The following is a 13,662-nucleotide window of genomic DNA, read 5'->3' as shown; positions in this document are numbered from 1 at the left end:
CCCCCGGTTCGATAATGCGCAACATCATGGTGGTGTTGCGCATTATCAGTCAATACCAGATCTTGACAGGCACTGATCGGGTCGGAACACTGGCCGACACTTGCAGCCGCGATAATGCGCAACACCAGAAGGAGGGACCATCCCGTGGTTCCCGATCGCCGAGCAGCCCGCTCGGACACCATGCAAGCCACCCCCCACACCACGACCACCCGCCGACGTCGCGCCGCCCGCCTGTGGTGCGTGAGCCTCGCGACGGTGGCGCTGCTCGCCCCCGCCACCGCGGCCACCGCGGACGGCGCTGCGCCCACCGGGGACAACCGCGGCGGTCCCCCCGCGGGCATCAGCAACATGGTGGGAACGCCGATCCCCCCGCACGCCACGCCGGAGAACAAGCCGCGCTTCGTCGCGCAGTTCCACGTCGAGATCGACAACTCCACGGGCGGCGCCATCGAGCACGTCGCGCTGGACGGCACGCGTACCGTGCTCGGGCACGTGCAGCGGCCGGCGACCGCCACCGTCAAGGCCAACGACGGTTTCTGGGCGTCGAAGTACTCCCGCGCCATCAACGGCACCGCGGGCCACCTGCTCGCCACGTCGGTCTACGTGCTGCGCTCCAAGGTCTGGCCGGAGGAGAGCTACGACCCGCTGCGCTACGAGAACTTCGACCCGGCCACCGGCGAGCGCGACTGGACCACCAGCCTGCTCAACATCCGGCCCGACCGGTACATCGGCGCCGACTGGGGCAACTGGCTGGCCGACACCATCTACACCGACATCCCGGGCGGCTCCGGCATCTTCGGCGGGAAGAGCTCGCTGCCCACCGGCGCGCCGCTGTCCTACTTCGACGAGGCGAAGCAGGACTGGAGCCCCATCGCCGAGCACTTCCGCGCGAACCCGGACGCGGCGCCCCCGCGCAAGCTGCGCTTCACCGCCTACCAGCCCCTGGTGCGCAACGCCTCGCCGACCTACATCGAGTTCGAGAACTGGGCCGCGGGTGACACGGTCGCGGGCAAGACGCACACGAAGAACGGCGGCATCTACGTCGGCTACGCCAAGGGCGCGAAGCGCCAGGTCGCCGACGTCGTCCAGCGGGTCGAGGGCACCGGGCGCTTCGGCGGCACGGAGTTCGCCCACGTCGGCCAGATGGACACCAACCACCCCGGCGCGATGACCTTCTCGACCTCGCCGTACGTCGGCTTCAGCTGGGACGAGAACGTCCGCGGCGGCTTCCAGATCGTCCCGGCGAACCACGTGAAGTTCCTCAGCAACGACCTCGGCCAGAACTCCTTCATGGGCCGGCCCCAGTGGCTCATCGTCGGCCCGGTCGGCGCGGACCCGAAGCGGCTGTTCGACAAGCGGTACATCATCGACGGCAAGCCCTCGTTCTCCCCGGGCTGGGAGGCGATCGCGCCGGTGTTCGGCATGTACGCCCGCACCACGTTCGACCCGGCCGACCTCGGCCAGTCCACCTACTTCGAGGTCTCCTACGACTACGGCAAGACCTGGCAGCTGAGCCCGGAGTTCACCGGCGTGCACGACCCCAGCACCTGCCAGGCGGCCAACTGCCCGCAGAACTGGACCAACATCCGGGTCCACCTCACCTACCCCGACGGCCCCTGAGTGATCGCCAGGCCCGCCGGCCACGCGGCCGGCGGGCCCTCACCCCCCACCACGTAGACGAGGAGACGTCGTGTCCGCGAGGATGCACCTGAGGTCCTCGGTCATCGCGCTGCTGACCACCGCCCTGCTGGCATCGGGCAGTCTGACCGCCCCATCGCTGTCGGCCGAGACCACCACTCAGAACTCCGCCCTGGCATCGGACATCGAATGCACCGGTCATCGGGCGATGGGGGCGACCGTCACGGCGTCCTCGACCTTCAGCTCCAGTTACGGCGCGAAGAACGCCATCGACGGCCTGTGCGCGGAGTCCTCCCGCTGGATGTCGTCGGCGGCCGACGCCACCCCCACACTGACGATCAAGTTCCCGGCCCGGACCCGGGTCGGCACGGTCGGGATCTACAGCGGTTCCGGCTGGCCCAACCCGTACGCCGACACGGTCCTGGTGGACTTCACCGTCGAGGCCCAGACCGATGACGGCTGGGTGACCGTCGGGACCGCGGTCGACAACACCAAGCCGGTGGTCACGTTCAGCACCGACCTCACGACCGACACGCTCCGCCTGGTGATCACCAAGAAGTCGCGGCACAGCACGAACGCGGCCCGCCTGTACGAGCTGGTCGTCAGAGCGCCCGGCGAGGGACCGCCCACGCCGCGCCCCACCGCCGCCGACGACTTCCGCACCGTCACGCAGGGGACCGAGCTGGTGGCCGACGCGCCCGGCGTGCTCGGCAACGACAGCTTCCCCGACGGCGTCACGCCCGCGGTGACGGCGTGGTCCGAGCCGGCCCACGGCACCCTGACGACGTCCGCGGACGGGTCGTTCCGCTACCGGCCCGACCGCGGGTACGTCGGCGTCGACACGTTCACCTACGGGGTCGGCGACGACTCCGAGCGCTCGACCGCGACCGTCACCATCACCGTGACCGCCGGGCCGGACGAGTCGAGGCCGGACGAGCTCGGGATCTCCGCGATCTCCGGCAGGCCCGACATGGTGACCGGCGGCGACTCGCTGCTCCGCATCGCGCTGCCCCGCGCCGTCACGCGCGAGAACCTCCAGGTGACGGTGAACGGCCAGACCGACGTCACACCGGCCTTCCAGGCCGGGTCGGGCGCCGGCGAGCTCCTCGGGCTGGTGACCGGGCTGCGGGAGGGCAAGAACACCGTCGAGGTCACCACGCGGACGCCCGGCGGGCCGCGCGCCTCGATCACGCTGGTCAACCACCCCGCTCAGGGCCCGGTGTTCTCCGGCCCGCACGAGCGGCCGTTCGCCTGCGAGACCGCGGCGTTCGCGATCCCGGTGATCGGCGGCAGGCTCGGTGAGCCGCTCGACGCGGACTGCACGATCGCCCCCCGGGTCGACTACTTCTACCGGACCACCGGCAACGCCTATAAGGCGTGGCCGGCCGGCGCCACCGCCTACCCCTCCGACCTGGCCACCACGACGAACTCGCTCGGCGTCACGGTCAAGTTCATCGTCCGGATGGAGACGTCCACCGCCAACCGCGCGGTGGTCCAGATGAGCATGCTGCACGACCTGCTGGCCGAGCCCGCGCGCTCGCCCGCGGTGCGTCCCGCGGGCTGGAACGGCCGGGCCGTGTTCACCCTCGGCGGCGGCTGCGCCGGCGGGTGGTACCGGTCGGGCAGCGGCACCGGCACCGTCACCGACGCGTTCATGCTCGGCCGCGGGTTCGCGCTGATGTCGTCCTCGCTGAACGTCTTCGGCAACAACTGCAACGACGTCACGGCGGCCGAGACGGCGATGATGACGAAGGAACTGTTCGTCGAGAGGCACGGGCCGGTCGAGCACACGATCGGCTACGGCTGCTCGGGCGGGTCCTACCAGGCTCACCAGATCGCCGACAACTACCCGGGCATCTTCGACGGCATCGTCGTCGGCTGCTCGTTCCCCGAGGTCGGCATCAGCACGGTCAACTTCCTCACCGACGCGCGGCTGCTCGACACCTACTTCGCCTCCGGCACGACGGTCGCGTGGACGGACGAGCAGAAGCGCAAGGCCTCCGGCTTCGCGACGGCGGCCATGGTGTCCGCCATGTCGCGGGGCGCCAACAGGATCGACCCGCGGCTGGACTGCGACATGGTCCCCGAGCAGCAGCGCTACAACCCGGACACCAATCGTGGCGGCGTGCGCTGCGGCGTCTACGACCACATGATCAACATCTACGGCGCCGACCCGGCCACCGGCTTCGCCCGCAGGCCGCTGGACAACGTCGGCATCCAGTACGGGCTCGGCGCGCTGAAGGACGGCGCCATCACGCCGGAGCAGTTCCTCGACCTCAACGAGCGCATCGGCGGCCTCGACGCCGACGCGAACGTCGTGCCGCGGCGGACCGAGGCCGACCCGGCGGCCACCAAGATCGCGTACCGCACCGGGCGGGTGATCAGCGGCGGTCGCGGGCTGGCCACGACGCCGATCATCGACTACCGCTCGTACTGGGACGACGTGTCCTGGGGCGACATCCACGTCCGCTACCACACCTTCTCCATGCGGGAGCGGCTGAAGGAGGCCAACGGGACGGCGGCCAACCACGTCAGCCTGCTGGAGGACGCCCGATACGGGCTGTTCAGCACCGAGAGCGCGCTGGTGCGGCACGCCGTGACCCAGATGGACCACTGGCTGACGAACCTCGCGGGCCTCCGCCCCGGGGGCAAGTCGATCCAGCGGATCACCACCGCGCGGCCGAACACCCTGGTGGAGGGCTGCAACACCCGTGACGAGAAGCCGCGGTTCGTGGCCGAGACACTTGAGCGCGATCCGGCGAGCGCGTGCGAGCGGCTCTACCCGACCGCGTCCTTCCCCCGGGAGGTGGCGGGGGAGGACGTCACCGCCGACATCATCACGTGCCGGCTGACCAAGCTGAAGCGTGACGGTTACGCGGTGCGGTGGACGGACCAGCAGTGGGAGCGGCTGCGGACGATCTTCCCTCAGGGCGTGTGCGACTACTCCAAGCCGGGAGTGTCCCAGCAGCGCACGAAGAACACCTGGCAGCGCTTCTGACGACGGGCGGCAAGGCGGCGGGCGGATCACCCGGCTCGCCGCCGCGCTGCCCGCCGGCGGTCACAGCACCGCGTAGGCCCGTACGGTGAAGGTCCCCATGCCCGCGATCATGGGGGGCGCGGCGTGCAGGCGGAAACCCTCCTCGGGCAGGGCCGCCAGGTTCGTCAGGTGCTCCACCAGCGGGATCCCCGCCCCCAGCAGGACGGTGTGGGCGGGGCGTTCGCCGTGCGGCGGGGTGTCGTCGAGGTTGAGCGAGTCGATCCCGACCAGCGCCGCGCCCTGCTCGGCCAGCCACGCGGCCGACTCCGGCGCCAGGTAGGGGTGGCCGTCGAAGTAGGCGTCGGTGCCGAAGTGGCGGTCCCAGCCGGTGTGCAGGAGCACGGCCTTGCCGCGTACGTCGAGGCTCCGGTCGACGGTCACCGCGCGGCCCGGCCCCTCGGCCCGCACCACCAGGCCGGGCAGGTCGGCGAGCCGATCCAACGGCATCCCGGCGAGGTCCTGGCCGTCGGGGTAGCGGTGGAAGGGCGTGTCCACATATGTGCCCGTGTTGGCGGCCAGGGTGATCGTGGCGATGTGGAACTCGGTGCCCGGGGCGTAGAGGGCGCGTGAGTCCTCCCTGCTCAGATGGACGCCGAGGCGCGGAGCCGGGATGCCGGGATAGGTCACCAGGCCGTCGTGGACGCGGTGGCTGAGCTCGACGATCATCTCGCCGCCCCGACCTTGGCGAGCTTGACGAGGGCGACCACGCCGATGGCGGCCCAGACGAGGTTGAGCCCGGCCGACGGCCAGGCGGCGCTCCAGGCGCTGTTGACCATGAGCCCGACCGCGCCGAAGAGGTTCATGAGCTGATATGTCAGCCCGTCGCCCTGAATGCGCCCGGATGAGACGAGGGCGTAGGCCGCGAGCAGGACGGCCGCGCCCGCCCAGCCGACGAACGCGAGAAGGAGATCCATGCCACAATTGTCCTGGCCGTTCGCGGTAAAGCACAAATAAAGAAACCTTAAGATCCCCGTAAGCTGGGCTGTATGGACATCGACCCCCGGCGGCTGCGGGTCCTGCACGAGGTCGCCCGCCGCGGCGGCGTCATGCGGGCCGCCGAGGCCCTCCACCTGACCCCCTCCGCGGTCTCCCAGCAGCTCGCCCAGCTCGAACGCGAGGTCGGGCTGGCCCTCATCGACCGCTCCCAGCGCAGCGTGTCGCTCACCCCCGCCGGACGGGTGCTGGCCGGCTACGCCGAGCGGGTGGAGGAGGAGCTGCTGGAGGCCCGGCGCGAGCTCACCCGCTTCACCGAGCGGCTGGCCGGGCCGGTGCGCATCGCGGCGTTCCCCACCTTCATCAAGCACATCCTGGTGCCCGCCCTGCGCGCCCTGGCCGAACGCCACCCGAAGATCGTCCCCACCATCCACGAGATCTACGGCCGGCCCGCGCTGCAGGAGCTGCGGCTCGGCGCGGTGGACCTGCTCATCACCGAGCAGGACATGGGGCTGCCCGCGCTGACCCAGCCGTCGCTCAGCACGCGCCTACTGTACGTGGACGAGTACCGCATCGTGCTGCCGCCCGGCCTGCCGGACCCGCCGCGCACGGTCGCCGACCTGGCCCGGCTGCCGTGGGTGGCCGGCGAGCCGAACCAGGCGTGCGGGCAGGCGCTGGAACGGCTGGCGGGGCTGCACGGGTTCGAGCCGCGGAAGGTGCACGTCATCACCGAGTTCGGGCCGACGCTGGCGCTCGTGGCGGCGGGGCACGGGGTGGCGATCGTGCCGGCGCTGGCGCTGCTGGACGTACCCGAGGGGGAGGTGCGGGTGAGCGAGCTGCGGGACGTGGGGGCGCGGCGGCTGGACGCGGTCACCCGGGTGAGCAGGACCCGGTCGGGCGAGCCCGACCCGGTGCAGGCGGTGGTGATCGCCGCGATCGAGGAGGCCACGGCGGCACTCCAGGCCCCCTTGAGCGGCCGCCTCCGCCCCCAGCCCGACCCCGCCTGAACCATCGGTCTCGGGGGAGTGCCGGGGCCGGCGGTCAGTCGGGGAGGTGGGGGCCGCTGACCCTGTCCAGGAGGCGGGCGAGGCGGCCGCGGAGGCCGAGGCGCTGCTCCACCTCGCCGGCCGCCGCGCTCACCAGGTGCTGGGCGCCGTCGAAGGTGACCAGCCCCTCGCGCGGCACCTCCAGCGCGTCGTGCGCCAGCCCCGCCAGCTCCCGGTCGCCGCCACCGAGGGCGAGGACGGTGGCGCCGGTGCGGCGGGCGTCGTCCACCCGCTCCAGCAGCGGCACCGGCGCCCGCTGCTCGGCCAGCACGAACAACGTCTCCCCGCGCGCCGTCCGCTCCAGCCGGTCGAGGCCGACCCGCAGGTGGGCGGGGGCGTCGGCGGGCGGCGCCCAGCGCACCAGCGTGGGGGTGAGCTGCGGCAGCCCGGAGAAGCGCGCCTCGTCGGCGAGGTGGGCGGTCAGGTGCCAGGGCTCCTCGTCGGGGGTGCCGACCAGCAGCAGCCCGCCGGGGGAGCGGGTGGCGCGCAGCGCCTGGCCGAGGTCACGGGCGCGGTCGAGCCAGCTCGTACGGGCCAGCAGTTCGCGCAGGAGTGCCACCGATCCCGAGTCCATGCGTCCATGGTGCCGGACGGTCCCGTACGAGGGAGCTGTTTCGGAAGTGACGGTTTGACAGCCTGTGCGCTCCGGCGGTCAGCGAGCCCTCGCGCTCGTCACGCGCAAGGCGGCTGGCATGATGCGAGGCATGACTGACGTGAACGTGAACGGGCTCTCCATCGGCATCCTCGGCGGCACCGGCGACCAGGGGAAGGGGCTGGCGCGGCGGTTCGCGCTGGCCGGGCACCCGGTCCTCATCGGCTCCCGCAGCGCGGAGCGCGCCCAGGAGGCGGCCGGGACCATCGGGGCGGGCGCGCGCGGCGCGGCGAACGCCGACGTCGCCAAGGAGGCCGACCTGGTGATCGTGGCCGTCCCGTACGAGGGACACAAGGCGTTGCTGGAGTCGCTGCGCGCCGAGCTGGCCGGCAAGATCGTGGTGGACTGCGTGAACCCGCTCGGCTTCGACAAGCAGGGCGCCTACGCGCTGCCCGTCGAGGAGGGCAGCGCCGCGCAGCAGGCCTCGGCGGTGCTGCCGGACAGCCGGGTGGTGGCGGCGTTCCACCACGTCTCGGCGGTCGTGCTGCTGGACCCGGCGGTGGACAAGGTGGACCTGGACGTGCTGGTGCTGGGCGACGACCGCGAGGCGACCGACACGGTGCAGGCGCTGGCCGCGGTGATCCCGGGGGTGCGCGGTGTGTACGGCGGGCGGCTGCGCAACGCCCACCAGATCGAGGCGTTCACCGCCAACCTCATCTCGGTCAACCGCCGCTACAAGGCGCACGCCGGGCTGCGGATCACCGACATCTGAGTGTCACAGCCAGCCGGCGTCCTCGGCGACGCGGATCGCGTCGATCTTGTTGCGGGCGCCGGTCTTGGTGATCGCGGCCGTCAGGTAGTTGCGTACGGTGCCGGAGGACAGGTGCAGGCGGGCGGCGATGTCCTCGGCGGACGCGCCGCGCGCCGCCTCCCTGAGCACGGTGGCCTCGCGCGGGGTGAGCGGGCTCTCGCCGTACTCCATCGCGGCCGACACCAGCTCGGCGTCCAGCACCCGGAGGCCCGCCGCGGTCCGGCGTACGGCGTCGGCCAGCCGCTCGGCGGGGGCGTCCTTGACGAGGAACGCCTCGATCCCGGCGGCCAGCGCGCGCCGCATCTGGCCGGGCCGGCCGAGCGCGGTGAGGATGAGGATCCGGCAGGACGGCAGCCGCTCGCGCAGCTCGGCGGCGGCGGTGATGCCGTCGAGCACGGGCAGGTCGATGTCCACGACGGCGACGTCGGGGAGGATCCGCAGCGCGGTGGGCACGATCTCGTCGCCGCGCGTCACCTCGGCCGTGACCTCGAGGTCGGGCTCCAGTCGCAGCAGGGCGGTGAGCGCGGCCCTGATCATGTGCATGTCCTCGGCCAGCAGGATCCTGATCACGCGGGCACCTCCATGGCCAGCAGGAAGCCGCCGTCGCCCGTCGGGGCGGCGGCGCAGGAGCCGCCCGCCTGGGCGGCGCGCTCGGCCAGGCCGGTGAGGCCGCCGCCGGCCTGTCCGGGTCCGGGCGGGACGCCGTCGTTGGCGATCTCCAGCCGTGCCCTGCCGTCGCCGGTCGAGGTGGTGATCGTGCAGACGGTGGCCCGGCTGTGCCGCAGGACGTTGGTGACCGCCTCCCGCACGCCCCAGGCCAGCGCCTCCTCGGAGGGGCGCGGCAGCGTCACGGCGGCCAGGTGCGCCTGGCAGCTCACGCCGGACGACTCCAGCAGCGCCGCCGCCCGGTCCACCTCTCCGGACAGCGACATCGCCCGGTAGCCGCGGGCGACCCGGCGCACGTCCTGGGCGGCCTCCCTGGCGACCCGTACCAGCTCGCCCATCTCGGTACGGGCCGAGCCGGGCTCGCGGTCCAGCAGGCGGGTGGCGAGGTCGCCCTTGAGCGCGATCGCGGTGAGGCTGCGTCCGAGGCCGTCGTGCAGGTCGCGGGAGATGCGCAGCCGCTCCTTGAGCACGGCGGCGTCGGCCAGCTCCTCCCGCGCCCGCGCCAGCTCCTCGGCGGTCCGGGCGAGGCGGACCAGCGCGTACGTCATCGCCCCCGTCGTCGGCACGCTCACCACGTAGAAGGCGGTGACGACGGCGAAGTCGAGGCCGCCCCACAGGATGAACCCCTCGTACGCCATCGCGACCCCCACCAGCGCGCACGCCCACCTGAGCGGCAGGAACACCAGCAGCGTCCCCGCCAGCATCGGCGCGGCGACGGCCGAGGCGCCGCTCGGCAGCAGGAAGTCCGGCAGGTACGTGGCCACCGCCTGCAGCACGACCAGCAGCGGGAAGCGGGCGGAGCGCTCACCGCGCAGCGCCGCCCGCATGTTGAGGTGGTGGGTGCCGACGACGGCGAGCATGACAAGGGCGGACACCGTGCCCCAGCCAGGGCCCCACCGGAAGTACATCAGCGCGATGACGGTGTAGGCGACGGACACGGCCGTGATGAGCACGATCGCGAGCCGCCTGGCGGGAACGGAGGGCGCCGGGGTGGAGAGCACAGCCGATTATGTCCCTTTTGTGAGGGTGTCCAGGACCGGTGGTGTCAGGATCGGCGGGGTTCCCAGCGGAACCACAGTCGCAGCGCCACGAGCCCGGCCACCGCCCATCCCGCCAGCACCAGCGCCGCCCGGAGCGGCTCGCCGGTGCGCACCGCGTCCACGACGACCGAGGTCGGCAGCAGGTCCAGCGCGGGCCGCAGCCACGACGGCAGCGGGATCGGCCCCATCGCGCCCGCCGACACCCCGGCGACGAGGAAGACCGGCATCGTGTACGCCGCCGCGAGCTCCGCCCGTGGCACCGCCGCCGTGTACGCCGCGCCGAGCAGCGCCATCACGGCCGACCCCGCCGCCACGACCAGCGCGACCACGAGGACGTTCGGCGGCGGCGCGACCCCGGCGGCCAGGAACACGGCCACCGCGCACGCCACGATCACCAGGAACGTCTGGGTGGCGTTGGAGCTGATCTGCCCGGCCAGGATCTGCCCGTCGGTCAGCTCGGTCGCCCGCAGCCGCTTGAGCACGAGCTGGTCGCGGCGGCCGGTCAGCGCGACCGTGATGTTCATGAACGCGGTGATCGCCAGCACGATGGCCAGCGTGGCGGGGAACATCTCGGCCGCGGCGGCCGGACCGTCGGCCCGTACGTGCCGCATGAGCAGCGGCATCCCGATCGACAGCCCCACGGGCGTGACCACGGAGGCGAACAGCATGGGCTTGTCCCGCCAGAACAGGCGGGCGCCGAGGCGGTAGGTGGCGGCGAGGCTCATCGGTCGCCTCCCGCCGGCGAGAGCTCGGCGTCGCCGCCGAGGTCGAGGAAGAGGTCCTCCAGCGTGGCCTGGCGCACCTCCAGGCCCGCCAGCCGCAGCCCCCGCCCGGCGGCCCAGGTCAGCAGCGTCTGCGCGGCCAGGTCGGGATCGTCGGCGCGGCACACCGCCCGCCCGTCCTCGACCGCGACCGGCAGCGGCAGCTCGCCGGGGTCCACGTGCGCGGGCAGCAGGAACGACACCCGCCCGGCCCGCCCGGCCAGCGTCTCGGCCATGCCGCCGGCGGCCACGATGCGGCCCGCGTCCATGATCGCCATGCTGTCGGCCAGGCGCTGCGCCTCCTCCAGGTAGTGGGTGGTCAGCAGGATCGTCACGCCCTCCGCGGCCAGGCCGCGGACGACGTCCCAGGTGGCCGCCCGCGCCTCCGGGTCCATGCCGGTGGTCGGCTCGTCGAGGAACAGCACCCGGGGCCGGCCCAGCAGCGCCAGCGCCAGATCGAGCCGCCGCCGCTCGCCGCCGGAGAGCTGCCGCACGCGTACGTCCGCGCGGCCGGTCAGCCCGGCCAGCTCCAGGACCTCGGCGCGCGGGCGGGGCGCGGCGATGAAGCCCCGCCAGATGTCGACGGTGGCGGCCACGGTCAGGTCGGGGAAGAACCCGGCCTCCTGGAGCATGATCCCGGTGCTGCGGCGCAGGGCCGCGCGGCCGGTGTGCGGGTCGAGGCCGAGCACCCGCACCTCGCCCGCGTCGGCCCGCTGGAACCCGGCCAGCACCTCGACCGTCGTCGTCTTGCCCGCGCCGTTCCTGCCGAGCAGCGCGAAGACCTCCCCCTCCGCCACCTCGAACGAGATGTCCCGCACCGCCTCGAACCCTTGATGGCTCTTCCTGAGCCCGTTCACCGCGATCGTCGTCGTCATGGCTCCGACTATCGCCGGGCGGGTGCTCCGGGCGGCAGTGAGGAATTCACGACTTGCGGGACAACTTGCGCAGCGCGTCGGCGACGGCCTCGGGATCGACGAGCTGGTGCAGGTGCAGGCCGGTCAGCCGGGTCACCGGCCAGCCGCGCCGGCCGGCCTCCTCGGCGATCCCGTCGTACGGCGGCCCGAACCACAGGAAGGAGCACCGGACCTCGTCCCACCCGGCGGGCACCGGCACGGACTGCGTGTAGTAGTCGAGCGGCAGCCGCGGCTGCCCGGCAGTCATCCGCGCCCGCACGGCCGGGTCGGGCAGCATCGCCGCCACGTCCTCCTCGTCCCACCAGTCGGTCCAGCGCGGCAGCACGCCGTCGGGGCCGGCCAGGCCGCGCAGGAACGGCAGGAACTCCTCCTCCGCGACCCGTACGAGGCCGGCCGGCGGCGGGATGTGGGCGTCGGTGAACACGCACGCCACCACGCGCTCGCCCAGCCCTTCCTTGATCACCGGCAGGAAGAACCCGGCGTTGCTGTGCACCACGAGCACGAGCGGCGAGCCGGGCCCGGCGTCCCCCACTGAACTGTCTGTCACGGCGTCCCTCACGGCGGCCACGACGCGCGGCCAGTAGGGCGGGCCGCCCACCGAGATGCCGGTCAGGTCGGGGACCACGACGGCGTGGCCGCGCCGCTCCAGCGACTCCGCCACCGGCGCCCAGGTAGAGGGCCCGACCGAGGGGCTGTGCACAAGTACGAAGGTCGTCTCCACGCCCTCCACACTCTCAGACGATCAGGGTGTGCCGTGCCGCCGCGCGGCCCGTGCCGTCGAAGGCCGCCCAGGCCAGGGCCAGGTTGTTCACCGCTCGCGAAAGCTCGTCCGCGGGCAGCAGAAAATGCAGCCGCATGTGGTCGGCGTGCCCCCCGAGCGGGTCGAACGAGCGGCCGGGCGGCACCGCCACCCCGTGCCGCAGCGCCACCTGGGCGAAGGCGTCCACCTCGCCGCGCGGGACGCGGACCCAGATCGTCTGGCCGCCCCCGGCCGGCTCGAACGTCCACGACGGCAGCCGTGCGCGCAGCTCGGCGCACAGGTGGTCGTGGCGGGCGGCCAGGGCGCGCACCCGTGGCCCGCGTACCTCGTCCAGGCGGCGCAGCAGCGCGGCGGCGGCGAGCTGGCTGACCACCTCGCCCCCGAGGTCGTGCACCGCCCGCAGCCGCGACAGCCGCGACACCAGCGGGGCGGCGGCCCGGATCCAGCCGACCCGCAGCCCGCCCCAGACCAGCTTGCTCATCGAGCCGACGGTGATCACCTGCTCGCCCCGCCCGAACGCGGCGAGCGGCGGCGGCGCCGGCCCTGAGAAGCACAGCTCGGCGCAGACCTCGTCGTCGACCAGCGGCACGTCGTGCTCGGCGGCGAGCGCGGCCAGCCGCCGGCGCCCGGCGACCGGCATGATCGCGCCGTCCGGGTTGCGGGCGGTCGGGACGAAGTAGGCGAGGGCGGGCCGCTCCCGCAGCGCCGCGCCCAGCCCCTCCGGCGTCACCGGCCGGACCACGGCCGCCGCGTGCCGGAACACCTCCAGCGCCCCCGGGTACGTCGGCGACTCGGTCAGCACGGTGTCGCCGGGCGCCACGAGGAGGCCCGCGAGCAGCGTGAGCGCCTGCTGGGCGCCCGTCGTCACCATGATCTCCCCGGGTTCGGTGGGCAGCCCGCGCCCGGTGTAGTACGCGGCCAGCGCGGCGCGGAGCACCGGGCTGCCCGCCGGCTGGTAGCCCAGGTCGCGCAGGCCGGACAGGGAGCGGGCGGCCTCCTCGTACGCCTCGCGCAGCGCCTCCGGGGGGTCGTCGGGCGCGGCGCAAGTGAGCAGCGCGACCCCGTCCGGCGGATGCAGGAGGTGCAGCAGCAGCGGGTTGGCGGGCACGCCGGCCGCGGTCCTGCTGGCGGGCAGGTCGAGCGCGGCCACCCGGGTGCCGCTGCCCTGGCGGCGCGTCACCCGGCCCTCCTGCTGGAGCAGGTCGTACGCGGCGACCACGGTGCCCCGGCCCACCGCGAGGCGCCGGGCCAGCACCCGGTCCGGCGGCAGCGGGTCTCCGGGCGGCAGCACGCCGTCGTCGATCAGCGCCCGGAGGCGGGCGGCCAGCAGCAGGTAGAGCGGGCCGCGCCCGGACGCCCAGCGGCCCAGCAGATCGATGAGGTCGTCGAGATTGGCCCCATTCATGAGCCAATTCTGCCCGATTGGCTCTCAACCGGCGCGGCCCCACGAGAGATCCTGGCGAC

At 73.4% G+C, this 13,662-nt stretch carries 13 protein-coding genes; 4 read left to right on the top strand and 9 right to left on the bottom strand.

The window, feature by feature from the left end; translation table 11 throughout:
• Positions 1 to 180 precede the first annotated feature (180 nt).
• Together BMW85_RS03220 and BMW85_RS03215 are read left to right on the top strand one after the other, a co-directional pair.
• The gene (locus BMW85_RS03220; RefSeq protein WP_143082075.1) at positions 181 to 1,620 is read left to right on the top strand and encodes a hypothetical protein; all 1,440 of its coding nucleotides are present in this window, start codon (positions 181 to 183) and stop codon (positions 1,618 to 1,620) included.
• A gap of 70 nt (positions 1,621 to 1,690) precedes the next feature.
• On the top strand, positions 1,691 to 4,636 hold the full coding sequence (locus BMW85_RS03215) for a DUF6351 family protein (protein ID WP_143082074.1): 2,946 nt from the start codon (positions 1,691 to 1,693) through the stop codon (positions 4,634 to 4,636).
• Between the two features lie 60 nt (positions 4,637 to 4,696).
• Here the strand turns inward: BMW85_RS03215 and BMW85_RS03210 are convergent, their stop codons facing one another.
• Both BMW85_RS03210 and BMW85_RS03205 read right to left on the bottom strand, forming a co-directional pair.
• Positions 4,697 to 5,341: a cyclase family protein gene (locus BMW85_RS03210; protein WP_091076557.1), complete on the bottom strand. Its 645-nt coding sequence runs from the start codon at positions 5,339 to 5,341 to the stop codon at positions 4,697 to 4,699.
• Entirely contained in the window at positions 5,338 to 5,589 is a 252-nt protein-coding gene (locus BMW85_RS03205; protein WP_091076555.1) for a CBU_0592 family membrane protein, read from the bottom strand. Before BMW85_RS03205 ends, BMW85_RS03210 begins: the two co-directional genes overlap by 4 nt.
• A 72-nt stretch (positions 5,590 to 5,661) precedes the next feature.
• On the opposite strand from BMW85_RS03205, the gene BMW85_RS03200 reads away from it, so the two are divergent.
• On the top strand, positions 5,662 to 6,615 hold the full coding sequence (locus tag BMW85_RS03200) for a LysR family transcriptional regulator (protein ID WP_091076553.1): 954 nt from the start codon (positions 5,662 to 5,664) through the stop codon (positions 6,613 to 6,615).
• A 34-nt stretch (positions 6,616 to 6,649) separates the two neighbouring features.
• Here BMW85_RS03200 and BMW85_RS03195 read toward each other — a convergent pair whose 3' ends face one another.
• Positions 6,650 to 7,228, bottom strand: coding sequence for a hypothetical protein (locus BMW85_RS03195; protein WP_091076551.1), 579 nt, complete (start codon positions 7,226 to 7,228; stop codon positions 6,650 to 6,652).
• Between the two features lie 130 nt (positions 7,229 to 7,358).
• On the opposite strand from BMW85_RS03195, the gene npdG reads away from it, so the two are divergent.
• Complete coding sequence (gene npdG / locus BMW85_RS03190; RefSeq protein WP_177240465.1) at positions 7,359 to 8,018, top strand: NADPH-dependent F420 reductase; 660 nt, start codon at positions 7,359 to 7,361, stop codon at positions 8,016 to 8,018.
• Positions 8,019 to 8,021: 3 nt separating this feature from the next.
• Here the strand turns inward: npdG and BMW85_RS03185 are convergent, their stop codons facing one another.
• From BMW85_RS03185 to BMW85_RS03160, 6 genes are all read right to left on the bottom strand, one after another.
• The gene (locus BMW85_RS03185; RefSeq protein WP_091076549.1) at positions 8,022 to 8,627 is read right to left on the bottom strand and encodes a response regulator transcription factor; all 606 of its coding nucleotides are present in this window, start codon (positions 8,625 to 8,627) and stop codon (positions 8,022 to 8,024) included.
• On the bottom strand, positions 8,624 to 9,724 hold the full coding sequence (locus BMW85_RS03180) for a sensor histidine kinase (protein WP_091076547.1): 1,101 nt from the start codon (positions 9,722 to 9,724) through the stop codon (positions 8,624 to 8,626). Before BMW85_RS03180 ends, BMW85_RS03185 begins: the two co-directional genes overlap by 4 nt.
• A gap of 44 nt (positions 9,725 to 9,768) precedes the next feature.
• Positions 9,769 to 10,488 carry an ABC transporter permease gene (locus BMW85_RS03175; protein ID WP_091076544.1) on the bottom strand — a complete coding sequence of 240 codons (720 nt, stop codon included), beginning with the start codon at positions 10,486 to 10,488 and terminating at the stop codon, positions 9,769 to 9,771.
• Positions 10,485 to 11,399, bottom strand: coding sequence for an ABC transporter ATP-binding protein (locus BMW85_RS03170; protein ID WP_091076542.1), 915 nt, complete (start codon positions 11,397 to 11,399; stop codon positions 10,485 to 10,487). Before BMW85_RS03170 ends, BMW85_RS03175 begins: the two co-directional genes overlap by 4 nt.
• Positions 11,400 to 11,445: 46 nt before the next feature.
• Entirely contained in the window at positions 11,446 to 12,099 is a 654-nt protein-coding gene (locus BMW85_RS03165; RefSeq protein ID WP_245774583.1) for an alpha/beta hydrolase, read from the bottom strand.
• Between the two features lie 73 nt (positions 12,100 to 12,172).
• Positions 12,173 to 13,603 (bottom strand): aminotransferase-like domain-containing protein, encoded by a 1,431-nt coding sequence (locus BMW85_RS03160; protein ID WP_091076537.1) that lies wholly within the window; start codon positions 13,601 to 13,603, stop codon positions 12,173 to 12,175.
• Between the last annotated feature and the right edge of the window lie 59 nt (positions 13,604 to 13,662).

The organism is Nonomuraea wenchangensis (assembly GCF_900111685.1).
GTDB classification, from domain to species: domain Bacteria; phylum Actinomycetota; class Actinomycetes; order Streptosporangiales; family Streptosporangiaceae; genus Nonomuraea; species Nonomuraea wenchangensis.
The sequence above is the reverse complement of the archived record's forward strand: the minus strand, read 5'-3'. Positions and strand labels throughout refer to the sequence as shown.